The 16,420-nt window shown below is 69.3% G+C and carries 17 protein-coding genes; 8 read left to right on the top strand and 9 right to left on the bottom strand.

Translation table 11 applies throughout. The annotated features are described in order from the left end of the window. Positions 1 to 87 precede the first annotated feature (87 nt). Both K9U40_RS17890 and K9U40_RS17885 read right to left on the bottom strand, forming a co-directional pair. Positions 88 to 858: a tRNA1(Val) (adenine(37)-N6)-methyltransferase gene (locus K9U40_RS17890; RefSeq protein ID WP_282891490.1), complete on the bottom strand. Its 771-nt coding sequence runs from the start codon at positions 856 to 858 to the stop codon at positions 88 to 90. After that, complete coding sequence (locus tag K9U40_RS17885) at positions 848 to 1,075, bottom strand: DUF2007 domain-containing protein (protein ID WP_282891489.1); 228 nt, start codon at positions 1,073 to 1,075, stop codon at positions 848 to 850. Before K9U40_RS17885 ends, K9U40_RS17890 begins: the two co-directional genes overlap by 11 nt. Positions 1,076 to 1,201: 126 nt before the next feature. Here K9U40_RS17885 and K9U40_RS17880 point away from each other — a divergent pair, with 126 nt between their 5' ends. Then, complete coding sequence (locus K9U40_RS17880; protein WP_282891488.1) at positions 1,202 to 2,209, top strand: polyprenyl synthetase family protein; 1,008 nt, start codon at positions 1,202 to 1,204, stop codon at positions 2,207 to 2,209. A 108-nt stretch (positions 2,210 to 2,317) separates the two neighbouring features. Here the strand turns inward: K9U40_RS17880 and K9U40_RS17875 are convergent, their stop codons facing one another. Further along, positions 2,318 to 2,746 carry a DoxX family protein gene (locus K9U40_RS17875; protein WP_282891487.1) on the bottom strand — a complete coding sequence of 143 codons (429 nt, stop codon included), beginning with the start codon at positions 2,744 to 2,746 and terminating at the stop codon, positions 2,318 to 2,320. A 121-nt stretch (positions 2,747 to 2,867) separates the two neighbouring features. Between K9U40_RS17875 and K9U40_RS17870 the strand changes: the two genes are divergently transcribed. Next, positions 2,868 to 3,794, top strand: coding sequence for a LysR family transcriptional regulator (locus K9U40_RS17870; protein ID WP_282891486.1), 927 nt, complete (start codon positions 2,868 to 2,870; stop codon positions 3,792 to 3,794). A 286-nt stretch (positions 3,795 to 4,080) separates the two neighbouring features. Here the strand turns inward: K9U40_RS17870 and K9U40_RS17865 are convergent, their stop codons facing one another. Next, positions 4,081 to 4,797 (bottom strand): HugZ family protein, encoded by a 717-nt coding sequence (locus tag K9U40_RS17865; protein WP_282891485.1) that lies wholly within the window; start codon positions 4,795 to 4,797, stop codon positions 4,081 to 4,083. A 243-nt stretch (positions 4,798 to 5,040) separates the two neighbouring features. Between K9U40_RS17865 and K9U40_RS17860 the strand changes: the two genes are divergently transcribed. The 6 genes from K9U40_RS17860 to K9U40_RS17835 all read left to right on the top strand — a co-directional run bounded on the left by K9U40_RS17860 (position 5,041) and on the right by K9U40_RS17835 (position 10,586). After that, on the top strand, positions 5,041 to 5,739 hold the full coding sequence (locus K9U40_RS17860; protein WP_282891484.1) for a response regulator transcription factor: 699 nt from the start codon (positions 5,041 to 5,043) through the stop codon (positions 5,737 to 5,739). Positions 5,740 to 5,788: 49 nt separating this feature from the next. Further along, the gene (locus K9U40_RS17855; RefSeq protein ID WP_282891483.1) at positions 5,789 to 7,621 is read left to right on the top strand and encodes a sensor histidine kinase; all 1,833 of its coding nucleotides are present in this window, start codon (positions 5,789 to 5,791) and stop codon (positions 7,619 to 7,621) included. 3 nt (positions 7,622 to 7,624) lie between these two features. Then, positions 7,625 to 8,071 (top strand): HPr kinase/phosphorylase, encoded by a 447-nt coding sequence (locus tag K9U40_RS17850; protein WP_282891482.1) that lies wholly within the window; start codon positions 7,625 to 7,627, stop codon positions 8,069 to 8,071. 107 nt (positions 8,072 to 8,178) lie between these two features. Continuing rightward, positions 8,179 to 8,580 (top strand): PTS sugar transporter subunit IIA, encoded by a 402-nt coding sequence (locus tag K9U40_RS17845; protein ID WP_282891481.1) that lies wholly within the window; start codon positions 8,179 to 8,181, stop codon positions 8,578 to 8,580. After that, the gene (locus tag K9U40_RS17840) at positions 8,549 to 8,926 is read left to right on the top strand and encodes an HPr family phosphocarrier protein (RefSeq protein ID WP_414114804.1); all 378 of its coding nucleotides are present in this window, start codon (positions 8,549 to 8,551) and stop codon (positions 8,924 to 8,926) included. The genes K9U40_RS17845 and K9U40_RS17840 overlap by 32 nt, the downstream gene beginning before the upstream one ends. Before the next feature lie 181 nt (positions 8,927 to 9,107). Then, the gene (locus K9U40_RS17835) at positions 9,108 to 10,586 is read left to right on the top strand and encodes an ATP-binding protein (protein ID WP_282891480.1); all 1,479 of its coding nucleotides are present in this window, start codon (positions 9,108 to 9,110) and stop codon (positions 10,584 to 10,586) included. A 211-nt stretch (positions 10,587 to 10,797) separates the two neighbouring features. On the opposite strand, the gene K9U40_RS17830 is transcribed toward K9U40_RS17835, so the two are convergent. Genes K9U40_RS17830 through K9U40_RS17810 form a run of 5 tightly spaced genes read right to left on the bottom strand, consistent with a single transcriptional unit; the run spans position 10,798 to position 16,164 of the window. Next, complete coding sequence (locus tag K9U40_RS17830; protein ID WP_414114803.1) at positions 10,798 to 11,619, bottom strand: HpcH/HpaI aldolase/citrate lyase family protein; 822 nt, start codon at positions 11,617 to 11,619, stop codon at positions 10,798 to 10,800. Continuing rightward, entirely contained in the window at positions 11,616 to 12,443 is an 828-nt protein-coding gene (locus tag K9U40_RS17825; RefSeq protein ID WP_282891491.1) for an FAS1-like dehydratase domain-containing protein, read from the bottom strand. The genes K9U40_RS17830 and K9U40_RS17825 overlap by 4 nt, the downstream gene beginning before the upstream one ends. Before the next feature lie 29 nt (positions 12,444 to 12,472). Beyond that, on the bottom strand, positions 12,473 to 13,636 hold the full coding sequence (locus tag K9U40_RS17820) for an acyl-CoA dehydrogenase family protein (protein WP_282891479.1): 1,164 nt from the start codon (positions 13,634 to 13,636) through the stop codon (positions 12,473 to 12,475). A 4-nt stretch (positions 13,637 to 13,640) separates the two neighbouring features. Further along, entirely contained in the window at positions 13,641 to 14,951 is a 1,311-nt protein-coding gene (locus K9U40_RS17815) for an acetyl-CoA hydrolase/transferase family protein (RefSeq protein WP_282891478.1), read from the bottom strand. Positions 14,952 to 14,967: 16 nt separating this feature from the next. Continuing rightward, positions 14,968 to 16,164: an acetyl-CoA C-acetyltransferase gene (locus tag K9U40_RS17810; RefSeq protein ID WP_282891477.1), complete on the bottom strand. Its 1,197-nt coding sequence runs from the start codon at positions 16,162 to 16,164 to the stop codon at positions 14,968 to 14,970. Between the last annotated feature and the right edge of the window lie 256 nt (positions 16,165 to 16,420).

The following is a 16,420-nucleotide window of genomic DNA, read 5'->3' as shown; positions in this document are numbered from 1 at the left end:
CTCCCTGCCCTCCCCGGCAAGCGGGAGAGGGTTCCGGGGTGCGCCCGGTCGCAGCAGCAGATTTTCGACCTGAAACACCGCCCACCTTCAGGACTGCGCCAGACCTTCCCCCTGCCGCAGCACCGCATCGGCGGCGGCGGTGGGCGTGCCGTCCGACCCGGCGAGGACAAGGCCCGGCAGCAGCGCCGGAGGCGTGCGCCGCCCCTTCACCGCGCGCACCAGAAGCCGCACCGCCGGCCGGTCGGGGCGCGGATGCACGGGGAGGATCTCCACCGCGCCGAAGCGGCCGTCGAGGGCCGCAAGCAGTTCCGCCAGCGCCTGCGGCCGGTGGATGAGGCAGAGCACGCCCCGCGCCACAAGGCAGCGGTCGGCGGCGCGCACCCAGTCCTCCAGCAGCGCACCGTCGGCCATGTGGGCGCGGGCGCGGGCATCGTCCGGGGAAACGCGATGCTGCGCCGTGTCGTTGAAGGGCGGGTTGGCGAGCACGAGGTCGGCCGCTCCCGCCTGCGGCACCGGGGGGCCCGAAGGTCGGCCGAGGCGGGTAACATCCGCTGTCACCACCTCCACCCGCGCGGCGAGGCCGTTCAGCGCCGCATTCTCCCGCGCCAGGGCCGTCAGCTCCGGCGCGATCTCCACCAGCACCGCCTGCGCCTGCGGAACGCGGGTGAGGAAGGCGAGGCCGCAGCTGCCCACCCCCGCGCCCAGATCCACCACGCGGCGCCGGTCGGCCGGGGCGAAGGCGGCGAGCAGCAGCGCATCGTGCCCCACCCGGTGGCCCACCACCGGCTGACGCAGGGTCAGTCTGCCGCCGAGAACGCTGTCGGTGGTGTATGAAGGGGTCGCCGCGTCAGTCGCCATCGCGGAGCGCCGCGCCGAAGCCGGCCTCCTTGAGCAGCCGCCGGGCGCGGGCCGCATCGTCGTCCACCACCAGCAGGCGACGGGGCAGGATGCCGATGGTGCCTTCCATGACGCTCATATGCTGGTCCGCGACCATGTGCCCGATATCCGCCGACTCAAGCAGCGCCGCGATGGCGCCGATGAGTACGAGATCGTTGGTCCGAACCAGCTCCTGCATCATATTCCACCCGACCTAGCGGCAATGTGCGCACCGGCGCGACGCGAAGAAAACCGCCCGGCGCTTGCACGGAGCCCGTCAGCATCCCTATGGTGCGCCCCAAAGAATGACAAGCGGGAGCGTTTCTTGGCCCTCGTCCTACCGTTCGAGCCCAACGAGCCGTCCATCGAGGCCCTGGTCGCCCTGGTGAAAGCGGACATGGAACGCGTGAACGCCACCATCCTGGCGCGCACCGGCTCCGACGTGGCGATGATTCCCGAGGTGGCGAACCACCTCATCTCCTCCGGCGGCAAGCGCTTGCGGCCCATGCTGACGCTCGCCTGCGCGGCGCTCTCCGGCTATCGGGGCGACGGCCACGTCAAGCTCGCCGCCTCGGTGGAGTTCATGCACACCGCCACCCTCCTCCACGACGACGTGGTGGACGAGAGCGACATGCGCCGGGGCAAGCTCGCCGCCCGCAAGCTGTGGGGCAACGAGGCCAGCGTTCTGGTGGGCGACTTCCTGCTGGGCCAGGCTTTCAAGATGATGGTGGAGGTGGGCTCCATGACCTGCCTCGACATCCTCTCCACCGCCGCCTGCGTCATCGCCGAGGGCGAGGTGATGCAGCTCGCCGCCGCCAAGAACACCGCCACCTCGGAAGACGATTATCTCGCCGTCATCCGCGGCAAAACCGCGGAATTGTTCGCCGCCGCCTGCGAGGTGGGCGCGGTGCTCGGCCAGAAGCCGAAGGCGGAGCAGGCCGCCTGCCGTTCCTACGGCATGAATCTCGGCATCGCCTTCCAGCTGGTGGACGATGCCCTCGACTATGGCGGCAGCCAGGCCAAGCTCGGCAAGAATGTGGGCGACGATTTCCGCGAGGGCAAGATCACCCTTCCAGTGCTGCTTGCCTTCCGCCGCGGCGACGAGACCGAGCGCGCCTTCTGGCAGCGGTGCCTGGAGAAGGGCGAGGCCAGCGACGCCGATCTCGCCCAGGCCATCGGCCTCATGACGCGCCACCGCGCCATCGCCGACACCGTGGAGCGGGCGCGCCATTACGGCGCCATCGCCAAGGACGCGCTGGCCCTGTTCCCCAACGGCCCGGCCAAGGACGCGCTGATGGAAGCGGTGGATTTCTGCCTGTCCCGCGCCCACTGAGCGGCGGCAAGGTCGGGTTGATCCGGCGACACGCATCTGGAACACAAAAAGGCCGGCCCCTTGCGGAGCCGGCCTTTTTCTTGCGCGCGTTCCTTGCGCGGGAAGGATTCAGGCGATGGCGCGGCGGGCGCCGGGGATGAGGGCGGCGGGCTTCACCGCATAGGCGCCTTCACCGGCGAGGGCCACCACCAGCGACGCCACCACGAGGAAGGCGGGATATTCCCAGCCGCCGCCGGCCGCGGAGAACACCCAGCCGTTGGGCAGGTGGTAGTTGAGGGCGCCGAGCATGACGGGGATGAGCAGGATGGCCACCTGGCGGGCATAGACGCCGCCGATGAGAAGCAGGCCGCCGATCACTTCCGCCGCGATGAAGGGGATGGCGAGGAAGCCGGGCAGGCCGAGCTTGTTGGTGAGGAAGCCGGCGAAGCCGGGAACGGTGAAGACGAGCACCTTCATCAGGCCGTGCGAAAGCCACATGAGGCCCAGCGCCACGCGCAGGAGGAAGAGACCGTAGGGGGCAGTGCGGGTGTCAACCATGGGAGTGATCTCCGGTGTGATGTGGCACCACCTCTAGCTTTCGCACCGGCGCAACGCCATACTCAAGAAATCAATTTTCCATTTGCATCCGTGCAAATCAAAAGGTCGCGTGGATTTCGCAATGATCGCCTGGGACGATTTCCGCCTGGTGCAGGCCATCGCGCAGAGCGGCACGCTCGCGGGCGCGGCCGAGCAGCTCGGCGTGAACCACTCCACCGTGTTCCGCCGCCTCGGGACCCTGGAGGAGCAGCTCGGCGCGCGCTTGTTCGAGCGCGCCCGCTCCGGCTATGTGCCCACCGCCACCGGCGAGGAGATGGTGCGCCTCGCGGAGCGCATGGCCGACGAGGTGCTGGCGGTGGAGCGGCGAATCACCGGCCAGGACCTGCGCCCCTCCGGCGAATTGCGCGTGACCACCAACGACACCCTGCTGGTGCACATGCTCACCCCGCTGTTCGCCTCGTTCCGGGCGGCCTATCCGGAAATCCGGCTCGACGTGGTCATCTCCAACCAGTCGCTGAGCCTGTCGAAGCGCGACGCGGACGTGGCCATCCGCGCCAGCGACCGGCCGGGCGACACGCTGGTGGGCCGGCGCATGGCATCCATCGCCTGGGCCATCTACGCTCGTGCCGACCTCGCGCCCGCGACCCCGCTCGGCACCGGCGACTTCAGGCGTTATGACTGGATCGGCTTTTCCGACAATCTCGGCGGCATCAAGCCGGCCAAATGGCTGCGCGAGCGGGTGGACGAGGACAAGCTCGTCTATCGCGTCAACACGGTGCTGGGGCTGGCGGAAGCGGCCGCGGAGGGCATCGGGCTCGCGGTGCTGCCCTGCTTCATCGCGGCGGTGACGCCGGGCCTCGTCCAGATCCTGCCGCCTCAGCCGGAGATGGAATCCGGCCTGTGGCTGCTGACCCATCCGGACATCAAGGCCACGGCGCGGGTGCGCACCTTCATGGAGCATGCGGGCCGCGAGATCGGCAGGCTGCGCGGCCGCATCGAGGGCCGCGAGATCGAGGGCCGCGAGGGCGTGTCGCCAACGGGGGAGTAGAGCGCGTTCGAGCGGAGCGGAAACCGGGTCGCGCGAAGAAAGCGCGCGGCCCCAACGAGATGGAAGCGTTCCCCGATTCCACGGGGGGAATCGCGCTCTAAGTTGATGATAGAGAACGTGTTATCCGACCATGTTGCTCTGCCGGCAGGTCGAGCCACAACTCTTTGATCCACTAGAGCACGCGCCGATCTGCTTGCATCGCAAGCTGATCGGGCAACGCGTTCTCTTTCTGGAGTTTAGAGGGCGATTCACCGATCAGATTGATTCAATCTGATCGGATCGCGCTCTAGGCTGCGGTTCCCTGGCGGGCTTTCTGGACAAGGGCGACGAGCTCTTGCCGCACTGCGGTCAGATCGGTGACGCGATGCGAAAAATCGAGCCGCCGCACCAGTTCGCCGCTGGAGATCTCGCAGCCGTCCGGGTCCACCGCTACCATCCGCCAGGCGCCTTCGGGAGCGCCCAGCAGCACGGTGGCATAGAGACCGACCGCATCGGAATGGTCCGCATTCATATGGGCGATGACGCCATCGGCCCCCGCCGCCAGGGCCTCGGCCCCGGTCCAGTCGGTGAGAAGCGCGGCGCCCGGCACGTCGACGATGCGGCCGAAGCCCTCGACGAGGTGTGCCTCCTCGATCTCGATGGTGTGGAAGGCGAAGTCTGTGAAGTCCGCATAGCCGGCGGCCGCGGGGTGGCGGGCCAGATAGCGCGCACGCACCGCGGCCTCGGGCGCCGGCGCGACGCGGCCGATCAGGCTCGCGCGCGGCGCATTCAGCGGGTCGATCGCTCCCGCCGCCGAGATCAGCAGGGAGACCCGCGCATCTCCGGCGATGTTGCGGGTGTGACGGGCGAGGCGGGAGATGAGCAGCGTGGGGCGGCCCTCCGGATCGGTGGCGACCGCCACCAGCGAGGCATAGGGCCCGCCCGATCCCTCCAGCGTCGCCAGCGCGCCGAAGCGGGCTTCGCGAATGAGCCGGCGGACGGCGGCGGCGGCAGAATCGGCCATGGAACGCGTGCTCCCTTCGAACCGCACAAGGATGGGGCGCCCCGCCCGTCATGCGCAAGCGGCAGCGCGGCCGCAGGGGGGCCCCGCCGCGCGCTTCGGCAGGAGACGTTTGGCGTCGGTGGAGAATCCCGCTATTTTGCGGCAGTCGACTCTTGTGTGTCACATTTCGGCCACGCGAACGGGGTTCACCGCTCGCGTGGCCGCAGTTGAGGCCGCTGTTCCGGACGGCCGAAAAGAGGTGTCATGCCCACCATCGCCCTCGTCGACGACGATCGCAACATTCTGACCTCCGTTTCCATCGCCCTGGAGGCGGAAGGCTATCGCATCGACACCTATACCGACGGTGCCTCGGCCCTGGATGGATTCAAGACCAACCCGCCCGATCTCGCCATCCTCGACATCAAGATGCCGCGCATGGACGGCATGGAGCTGCTGCGCCGCCTGCGCCAGAAGACCGACATGCCGGTGATCTTCCTCACCTCCAAGGATGAGGAGATCGACGAGCTGTTCGGCCTCAAGATGGGCGCCGACGACTTCATCAAGAAGCCGTTCTCCCAGCGCCTGCTGGTGGAGCGGGTGAAGGCGGTGTTGCGCCGCGCCGGCGCCAAGGACGGCGTCGCCCCGCGCGAGACCGACAGCGCCAAGGTGCTGGAGCGCGGCAACCTGCGCATGGACCCCGAGCGCCACACCTGCACCTGGAAAGGCGAGCCGGTCACGCTCACGGTCACGGAATTCCTCATCCTCCAGGCGCTCGCCCAGCGTCCCGGCGTGGTCAAGAGCCGCAACGCGCTGATGGACGCGGCCTATGACGACCAGGTCTATGTGGACGACCGCACCATCGACAGCCACATCAAGCGGCTGCGCAAGAAGTTCAAGTCGGTGGACGATTCGTTCGAGATGATCGAGACCCTGTACGGCGTCGGCTACCGGTTCAAGGAGTGAGCACCGAAGGGCCGCGGTGCGGGCCGGGGGCTCAAGGATCGGCGACGCGATGACGGCGCACTTCGAAGAGGCACGGGGCGACGAGGTGCGAGGCGACGAGGCTCGGGGCGACGAGACCGCGCCGGCCGGCAGCGCCGCCCCGACGGGCCGGGCGCGCGAGCCGCGCAGCGGCATCCTCGCGTGGCTGAAGCGGGTCAATCGCTTCGTCGCCTTCAAGGGCTTCTCCTCGCTCACCCGGCGCATCGTCCTGCTCAACCTCGCCGGGCTGTGCGCCCTGGTGTCGGGCATTCTCTACCTGTCGGAGTTCCGCTCCGGCCTCATCGACGCGCGCATCCAGAGCCTTCTGGTCCAGGGCGAGATCATCGCCGCCGCCATCGCCTCCTCGGCGCAGGTGGAGACCAATGCCATCACCCTCGATCCCGAGCGGCTGCTGGAATTGCAGGCCGGCGAGAGCTACGGCCCGGACGACGGCTTCGCGCCGCTGGAATTTCCCATCAATCCCGAGCGGGTCGCCCCGGTGCTGCGTCGCCTGGTGGGGCCGACGCGCACCCGGGCCCGCATCTACGACCGCGAGGGCCAGCTGCTGCTGGATTCCCGTTCGCTCTATTCGCGCGGCGAGATCCTGCGCTACGACCTGCCGTCACCCAACGAGCCGAAGCCCGGCCTCCTGGAGCGGGCGTGGCAGGCGGTGCAGCTGTGGCTCGGCCGCGGCGACCTGCCGCTCTACAAGGAGTTCGGCCCCCAGGCCGGCAAGAATTATCCCGAGGTCGCCTCGGCCGCGCTGGGGGCGAAGGCGAGCGAGGTGCGGGTGGACGAGCGCGGGCAGGTGGTGGTGTCGGTCGCGGTGCCGGTCCAGCGCTTCCGCGCCATCCTCGGCGTGCTGCTGCTCTCCACCCAGAGCGGCGAGATCGACGCGGCCGTGAAGGCGGAGCGTTTCGTCATCGTCCGGGTGTTCCTGGTGGCGGCGGTGGTGATGATCCTGCTCTCGGTGCTGCTCGCCGGCACCATCGCCGATCCGGTGCGCAAGCTCGCGGCGGCGGCGGAGCGGGTGCGCCGGCGCATCAAGTCGCGGGTGGAGATCCCGGACTTCACCGCCCGCTCGGACGAGATCGGCCACCTTTCCGGCGCCCTGCGCGACATGACGGGCGCGCTCTACAACCGCATCGAGGCCATCGAGAGCTTCGCCGCCGACGTGGCGCACGAGCTGAAGAACCCGCTCACCTCGCTGCGCAGCGCAGTGGAGACGCTGCCGCTGGCCAAGAGCGACACCTCGCGCAACCGCCTGATGGAGGTGATCCAGCACGACGTGAAGCGCCTCGACCGGCTCATCTCGGACATTTCCGACGCCAGCCGCCTCGATGCCGAACTGCAAAGGCAGGAGGCGGCGAGCGTCGATCTCAAGCAATTGCTGGAGATGGTGGTGGGCCTCGCCCAGGACGTGCGCAAGGAGGACGACGGCGTCTCGGTCTCCCTCGCCTTCGAGCGTGCCCATGGCGCTCCGGCCGACTTCCTGGTGGCGGGCCACGCCTCCCGTTTGGGGCAGGTGGTGGACAACCTGGTCTCCAATGCCCGTTCCTTCTCGCCCGAAGGCGGGGCGGTGCGCGTCACCTGCCGCCGCCTGAAGGATGGCGCCGAGATCGTGGTGGACGACGACGGCCCCGGCATCCGGCCCGATGCGCTGTCGCGCATCTTCGAGCGTTTCTATACCGACCGGCCGCACCAGGGCTTCGGCCAGAATTCCGGCCTCGGCCTCTCCATCTCCCGCCAGATCGTCGAGGCCCATGGCGGTACCATCTGGGCCGAGAACCGCATGGCGGCAGACGCCGAGGGCACACCAGGCGTGGCCGGTGCGCGCTTTGTCGTGCGGCTGCCGGCGGGGTGAGCCATGAGCGCCGCGAGCATCCATGCCACATGCGTCGCCATCGGCGATCGGGGGGTGCTCATCCGCGGGCCGTCGGGGGCCGGAAAGTCGGCCCTTGCGCTGCGCCTCATCCTCGATGCCCCGCGCAGCCTGCCGGCCGCGGAGCTGGTCGCCGACGATCGGGTGCTGCTGGCTGCGGAAGGTGGTATTCTGGTGGCCCGGCCGGTGCCGCAGCTTGCCGGGCTGATCGAGATGCGTGGCCTCGGCATCCGCCGGATGTTCCACCGCTCCTTTGTCGCGGTGCGGCATGTGGTCGATCTTGCAGCACCCGACGCAGCCCGCATGCCACCCCTTGAAGCCCGGCGACTGATCCTTCAAGGCATTGAAATAGAACGTATTCCCTTGTGTGAATGGAGGCAGGCGCCACTGGTTCTCGCTTGCATTATCGGAACACGTGACCACGAAGATTAAATGTGCTTTTGTGCGTTGCACCCCTTGCGTAATTTTTGAGCCGATCTGAATATGGCCGTCCCGCAACGCGGGAGGCCTTCATCCGGAGTGGTGGAGGCGGAGGAAGCATGATCGGTCTCGTCCTCGTCACACATGGCCGCCTTGCAGACGAATTCTGTTCCGCCCTGGAGCACGTCATGGGCCCGCAGACCCAGATCGCCACCGTCACCATCGGTCCTGAGGACGACATGGAGCGGCGGCGGCAGGACATCCTCGACGCCGTGGACCGGGTGCGCACCGGCGACGGCGTGGTGATCCTCACGGACATGTTTGGCGGAACCCCTTCCAACCTTGCCATCTCGGTGATGAACGCGCCCGACGTGGAGGTGGTGGCAGGCATCAACCTTCCCATGCTGGTCAAGCTCGCGAAGGTGCGCGGGGAACTGCCGCTGGAGCAGGCCGTCGACGTGGCGCAGGAAGCCGGTAGGAAATACATCAATGTCGCAAGCCGTGTACTCTCCGGTAAATGACGCCTTCATTCCGCCGGCGGACGAGTCCGAGGTGGAAACGCCCGAGGTGGCTTGCGGGCGGCCCGTCGCGCCCGAGGCGCTGGTGCGTGCCCTTCCCATCGTGAACAAGCGTGGCCTGCATGCCCGCGCCTCCGCCAAGTTCGTGCAGACGGTGGAGAAGTTCGACGCTTGCGTGACCGTATGTCGCAATGGCGAGGCGGTAGGCGGAAACTCCATCATGGGCCTGATGATGCTGGCCGCCGGCCCCGGCACCAGCGTGATCGTCACCGCCACCGGCAATGAGGCCGCCGCCGTGATAGATGCCCTCGACACCCTTGTGGCCGACCGCTTCGGCGAGGAAGAATAAGCGCCGGCGGTCTCCGCGCCGGCCCCACGCCGTCCCGCCCGACGCCTCGCACCCGTCCCCCCGTTTACCTCGATTTCAAGTCGCTCTGGTCGCTGAGCGATTGGTTGCCTATTTCTTAATATTGATCGCTCGCGCGCTGGGCGCGGGGATCCGGGACGGGTCTGCCCCCCGTATCAAGGCCATGTTGGAGCCGACGAGCCATCAGCCGGATGCCGGGCCGGCGCCCCGGGGCGCGCGGTGGAGCCTCGGCCTGTCCGCCAAGCTCCTGGCCCTGACGGTTGCCGTGGTGGCCGTGGCCGAGATCGCGGTGCTGGTGCCCACGATCGCCAATTACCGCATCGCCTGGCTCTCCGACCGCCTCGCCGCGGCCCGTACCGCCGCCCTCGTGCTCGACGCCGCCCCGCAGGAGGGGATTTCCCCGGACCTGACCCGGCAATTGCTGGAGAGCGTCGGCGCCAAGGTGATCGTGGTGAAGCGCGAGGATACGCGTCGCCTGCTGGCCGTCTCCGACATGCCGCCCATGGCCAATGTCCATGTGGACATGCGCGAGACCACCCTCTGGACGGCAGTGCGCGACGCCTATGACACGCTGACGGCCGCCAACGGCCGCATCCTGCGCGTGGTGGGCGATCCGCCGCGGGGGGCGGACTTCATCGAGATCGTGCTCGGCGAGACGCCGCTGCGGGCGGCATTGCTGCGCTTCGCCGCCACCGTGCTCCTGGTGTCGCTGGCGGTGGCGGCGGCTGCGGGCATCCTCGTCTATGTGAGCCTCAACTGGCTGTTCGTGCGGCCCATGCGGCGGCTGACCGAGCGCATCTCGGCTTTTCGCGAGAATCCGGAGGACGCCTCCCGCATCATCGTGCCGTCCGGCCGCTCCGACGAGATCGGCACCGCCGAGGAGGCGCTGGAGGAGATGCAGCGCGAACTGTCCCAGACCCTGCACCAGAAGAGCCATCTCGCCGCCCTGGGCCTTGCCGTCTCCAAGATCAACCACGACCTGCGCAACCTGCTGTCGTCCGCGCAGCTCCTCTCGGACCGTCTCGCCACGGTGCCGGACCCCACCGTGCAGCGCTTCGCGCCGAAGCTGCTGGCCGCCCTGGACCGGGCCATCACCTATTGCGAGCAGACCCTGTCCTACGGCCGTGCCAAGGAGCCGCTGCCCGAACGGCGCGACGTGGCGCTCGCCCACCTCTTCGACGAGGTGCGCGACACGCTGGGGCTCCAGAGCGGGTCAGGCATCGGCTGGGTGGTGGACACGGAACGCGGCCTCATGGCCGATGCCGATCCGGACCAGCTTTTCCGGGTGATCCTGAACATCGCCCGCAACGCCGTCCAGGCGCTGGAGGCCCGCGCGCCGCTCGACCCGGAGCGCGACCAGATCCGCATCAAGGCGCGGCGCAAGGGCGCGCTGGTGGAGATCGAGATGGGCGATACCGGGCCGGGCATTCCGGCGGCGCGGCGCGAGCACCTGTTCGAGGCCTTCGTGTCCTCGGCGCGGCGCGGCGGCACGGGGCTGGGGCTGCCCATCGCCGATGAGCTGGTGCGCGCCCATGGGGGCGAGATCCGCATTTTGGATACGCAGGTGGGCACCACCTTCCGCATCACCATCCCCGACCAGCCGGAAAACCGCCACCACCGCCGCGAGCGCATCCGCGCCTGATGCCATCGAGCTTTTGTCTTCGGCTGATCTTCCCCCGGAAAAGGGGAGGGGGGTAAGCCGCTCTGCGTTCCATCTCGGCTGGGGAACGGCCCCCGTGCCGACCGTCGATCCGAGCAAATTGAATCAATTTGCTCGGTGAATCGCCCTCTAAACGCAAGAAAGAGAACGCGTTCTCCGATCAGCTTGCGATGCAAGCAGATCGGCGCGTGCTCTAGCATGAGCGATCGTCCTTCTTCGTGAATTCGGCCCTGGCGGCGAGGATCGCTCGTGCGCGCATGCGGACGGGCTCGTCCACCATGGCGCCGTCAACCGCAATGGCCCCCTCGCCGGATGCAAGGATCCTGTGCGCCCAGGCAAGCTCTGCCGCATCCGGCAGAAAGCCGGAGCGGATCGCCTCGACCTGCCGTGGATGGATGGCGAGCTTGCCGCCGAAGCCCAGCGCGCGGGCATGCCGTGCGTCGTCAACGATCAGCGCCGCGTCGTCGATCCCGGTGGTCACGCCGTCCACCGGAGCGGGCCGGCCGGCGAGGCGCGCCGCCAGCACCAGCTCGGCGCGGGCCGGCAGCAGCGCCTCCCGCACATGGGCGCAGCCGAGATCGGCGCAGAAGTCGATGGACCCGAAGACGATCCGCCCGACCGCCGGATGGGCGGCGACGGCGCGGGCGGCGGCAAGGCCGCGCGCCGTCTCGATGAGGGCGACGACCGGGATCGCAGGGCCGAGCGCCGCCGCGACGGCATCGAGGATGGCCGGATCCTCCGCCTTGGGCAGCATCACGGCGGCGGGTCCGAGACGGGCGGCCGCTGTGAGATCATCGACGTGCCAGGGCGTGCCGGCACCGTTGACACGCACCAGAACCGGAACCGCGAGGTCGGCCGTCAGCGCGTCACGCGCGCTCGCCTTGGCATCGGGCGGGACGGCATCCTCAAGGTCGATGATGACGGCGTCGGCGCCCGCGTCGGCGGCCTTGGCGAAGCGATCGGGCCGGTGGCCCGGCACGAACAGCGGGACGATGAAGTCGAGCGCTCCCATCACCATTGGGCCTCCGCGCTCATGGCCACGGGTCCGCCGGGCCGGGCGGTCCACAGCCGGAGCCTCTCGCCCCCGGGAGTCGCGTTCACGGTGAGCGGCGCGGTGTCGAAGGCCGGGGAGAGGCCGCGAAAGGAGAAGCGGGCGGGTGGCGCGCCGTGGATCGCGGTCGCCAGGCGCAAAAGCAGCGTCGCCTGCAGCGGTCCATGGACCACCAGGCCCGGATATCCCTCCACCTGCGTGACATAGGGCAGGTCGTAATGGATGCGGTGGCCGTTGAAGGTCAGAGCCGAGTAACGGAACAGCAAAGGCGGTGAGAGGGCCACCTCGCGGCGGTGGGCACCCTCGGGCGCCGGCTCCGGCGGCTTTGATGGCGTCCCGGCCGCCTCCATCCCGCGATAGACGATGTCCTGCCGCTCCGTGAGGATGGCCCGCCCGGCGGCATCGACCTCGTGCTTCACCGTGACGAAGCAGAGGGGGCCGGTGTGGCCGTGCTTGAGCGTCACTTCCTCTACCCGCGAAACCCGGCGCACCACGTCGCCGACGCGGATATCGTCATGAAAGACGAGGCTGCCGCCGGCCCACATGCGCCGCGGCAGCGGCACCGGCGGCAGGAAGCCGCCGCGCGCCGGGTGGCCGTCCGGCCCCAGCGCCGAGGTGAGCACCGCCGGCTGGGCGAGGCACCAGTGGAGAAGGCGCGGTGCCGCCTCTCCCGCGCGCGGGTCTCCCGGCTCCTCGTCGAAGGTCGCCCGGAACTTGCGCACGAGATCCGCCGTCACCGGCTCGGCGGCGACGGCCTCGCGGCCGATCCAGCCGCGCAGGTGCTCCATGTCGATATCGTCGCTCACGGCGCGTCTCCTCAGAAGGACCTGGGCAGGCCGAGCACGTGCTCGGCCACGTGGGACAGGATGAGGTTGGTGGAGATGGGCGCCACCTGGTAGAGCCGGGTCTCGCGGAACTTGCGCTCCACGTCGTATTCGCAGGCGAAGCCGAAGCCGCCGTGGAACTGCAGGCAGGCATTGGCCGCCTCCCAAGAGGCCTTGGCGGCAAGGTACTTCGCCATGTTGGCCTGGGTCCCGCAGGGTTGGTGCGCGTCATAGAGGCGGCAGGCCTCGAACCGCATCAGGTTCGCCGCCTCCACCTCGATGAAGGCCTCCGCGATGGGGAACTGCACGCCCTGGTTCTGACCGATGGGCCGGCCGAACACCACCCGCTCCTTGGCATAGGCCGTCACCTTGTCGATGAACCAGTAACCGTCGCCGATGCATTCGGCCGCGATCAGGGTGCGCTCGGCATTGAGGCCGGTGAGGATGTACTTGAAGCCCTGTCCTTCCTCCCCGATCAGGTTCTCGGCGGGGATCTCCAGATTGTCGAAGAACAGTTCGTTGGTCTCGTGGTTCACCATGTTGAGGATGGGGCGTACCGCCATGCCACCGGCCATCGCCTCCTTGATGTCGACGATGAAGATGGACAGGCCCTCCGACTTCTTCTTCACCTCGGCAAGCGGCGTGGTGCGGGCGAGCAGGATCATCAGGTCGGAGTGCTGGACGCGGGAGATCCACACCTTCTGGCCGTTGACGACGTAGCGGTCGCCCTTCTTCACCGCCGTGGTCTTGATCCTGGTGGTGTCGGTGCCGGTGGTGGGCTCGGTGACGCCCATGGACTGGAGCCGCAGTTCGCCGGCTGCGATCCTCGGCAGGTACTTCTTGCGCTGTTCCTCCGAGCCGTGCCGCACCAGCGTGTTCATGTTGTACATCTGGCCGTGGCAGGCTCCCGAATTGCCGCCGGCCCGGTTGATCTCCTCCATGATGACGGAGGCTTCCGTGAGGCCGAGGCCGGAGCCGCCATATGCCTCCGGAATCAGCGCCGCCATCCAGCCGGCCTTCGTCAGCGCGTCGACGAAGTCTTCCGGATAGCCGCGCGCCTCGTCCACCTTGCGGTGATACTCGGCGGGAAAGTCCGCGCACAGCGCGCGCACCGCGTCGCGGATGTCCTGGAAACGGTCGCTTCCGATGGTCTGCATGTCCCTAGGCCTCGATGGATATTGCGTTGTCGGGTGGTCCGCCCGGGCGCGGCGACGCGCCGGGCAGAAGCCGGGTCTCCTCGTCCGCCTCCAGGGCGGACCGGAACTCGGGAGCGGCGATGTCGAGCATCCGCCGTCGCCGCTCGGCGAGGCCGAGGCCGCGCAGGTCGGCGACGCCATGCTCGGTCACGATGATGCCGGCATCGGCGCGCGCGGTGCTCGTCGGGCCGTTCAAACGTGTCACGATGCGGCTGCGGGGGCCGTCGCGGCCGTTCACCGTCGCCGGCAGCGCGACGATGGGCAGCCCGCCTCTGGAGGCGCGCGCGCCGCGCAGGAAGTCGGCCGCGCCGCCCACCGCGCCCACATAGCGCCCGCCCGCCACCTCCGCGTTGATCTGGCCGGACAGATCCACCTCGATCGCGGCGTTGATGGCGGTGAATTTGTGCTGAGCGCTCAGGATCTCGAATGCGTGCGTGTAGGCCGTCGCGCGCAGGGCGAAGCGCGGGTTGCGATCCACGTATCGCATCAGCCGCGGCCCGCCGGCCACCAGTCCGGCCACGGCGACGCCGGGGTCCACGCTCTTGCGTGCGTTGGTGAGGGCGCCGGCCTCGGCCAGCAGCGCGACGCCCTCGGACGCGAGGCCAGAGTGAAGGCCGAGATCGCGGTGGCCGGCGAGGGCGGCGAGGATCGCCTCCGGAAGCCCGCCGATTCCGATCTGCAGCGTGGCGCCATCCTCCACGAGACCGGCGACATGGGCCGCGATGGCCTGCTCTGCCGCACCCGGCTGTGTGACGGGCGCCGCGACCGGTGGCCGCGATGTGCGCACGATGACGTGGACATTCTCGGTGGACAGCGCCCGCTCAGAGTGCGTCCACGGGGTCTGGTCGCTGACTTCGGCGATGACGAGGCGGGCGCGGTCCACCAGCGGTGCCAGATATTCGAGGGCGGCGCCGAAGCTGAAGCGCCCGGTGCCATCGTCGGCGAGATTGAGGAGCAGCACATCCACATGGCGGGCGAGCAGCCCCGGCAGCTCCGAATAGTGGCACGGCAGGATGTCGAGCGCGCCTCGGCGTTCGAGCGCCCGATTGTGCCCCGCGCCGCAATAGGACTGGAAGCGCACGGCGCCTGTCTGGTCGAGCGGCGTTCCCCAGCTCATGCCGATGAAGGCGCTGAGGCCGGGAATGTCCGCGCACTGGCCGAAGAGGCGTGCGGTGAGGGTCGCCGGCTCGGCCGAGGCCTGGCCCCAGACGATATGATCGCCGGGGCGCAGCAGGGTGGAGAAGTCGAGCGTGTCCGGCGTGAGTTCGATGGCCATGGGGACCTCGGCCCGCTCACGCGCGCTCGAAGATGGCGGCCGCGCCCTGGCCGCCGCCGATGCACATGGTCTCCAGCCCGTAGCGCACGCCGCGGCGCTTCATCTCGTGAAGCAGCGTGGTCATGATGCGCACGCCGGTCGCGCCGACGGGGTGGCCGAGGGAGATGCCCGAGCCGTTGACGTTGAGCCGATCCTGATCGTCCCAGCCCCAGCCCTTCAGCACGGCGAGGACCTGGCAGGCGAACGCCTCGTTGACCTCGACGAGCCCCATGTCGTCGAATGAAAGCCCCGTCCTGGCAAACACGCGCCGCGTGGCCGGCACGGGCCCGAAGCCCATGGTGGCCGGATCGCAGCCCGCCACCGCCCATCCGGCCAGGAAGCCGAGGGGCTCGAGGCCGAGGGCGGCCAGCCTGTCCTCGGCGACGACGAGGCAGGCCGCGGCGGCATCGTTCTGCTGGCTGGCGTTGCCGGCGGTGACCGTGCCGCCCGGCATGACGGGCTTCAGCCTGCCGAGGCTTTGCGCGCTCGCATCGGCGCGGATGCCTTCGTCGCGGGTGACGCGCAGCGCTTCCCCGTGGCGCTGCGGCACCTCGACCGGCACCACCTCCGCCTCGAACCGGCCTTCGGCCCACGCGGCGGCGGCGCGCTGGTGGCTGCGGACCGCGAAGGCATCGGCTTCCTCGCGGGAGATCTGGAACGCGCGGGCCAGGTTCTCGGCGGTTTCGATCATGCCGGAGATCACGCCGAACCGTTCCACCGGCTGCGAACGCTCCCTCCCGCGGTCGAGCCGGTCATAGAGGCGGGTCGTGCCGGCCCGGCGGCCCCAGCGCATGTCGGTGGTGTAGAACTCGATGTTGCTCATGCTCTCGACGCCGCCGGCGAGAACGATGTCGCAGGCGCCGGTCTGCACCATCATGGCGGCGGTGGCGATGGCCTGCAGGCCGCCGCCGCAGCGCCGGTCGAGCTGCATGCCCGGCACCTCGATCGGCAGCCCCGCCTGGAGCGCGACCCAGCGGCCGACGCAGGGGGCCTCGCTGCTGGCATAGGACTGGGCGAACACCACGTCCTCGACGCGGGCGGGATCGAGGCCGGTGCGCGCAAGCACCTCCTGCACCACCCGCGCGCCCAGCTGCTCCACGGGCACCGGCCGCAGGCTTCCGCCGAAGGTGCCGACAGGGGTGCGCACCGGGCTCACGATGGCCGCGCGTCTCATGGCTGCGTCTCCTCATCCGTCACCGGCGCGGACGATGTCCGGCCTGATGCGGGGTGTCCTCGGTGGATCATCCCGCCGGCCGTCATGCGCCTGATGGTTGGGCTTCGCCCGTGGGTGGGGCGAGCGGGACGAAAGATGCATCAAGCCCGGCCTTATGTCCAGTAAATGGACTAATGTCCGTATAACGGACAAATAGCGCGATGCGGCGCCGGTTGCGGCGGATCGCCGGCGGACGGGCAGGGGGGCGGGCAGAGGG

It is taken from the genome of Xanthobacter autotrophicus (assembly GCF_030015065.1).
GTDB lineage: Bacteria > Pseudomonadota > Alphaproteobacteria > Rhizobiales > Xanthobacteraceae > Xanthobacter > Xanthobacter autotrophicus_D.
This window is presented reverse-complemented; position numbering and strand designations above follow the sequence as displayed.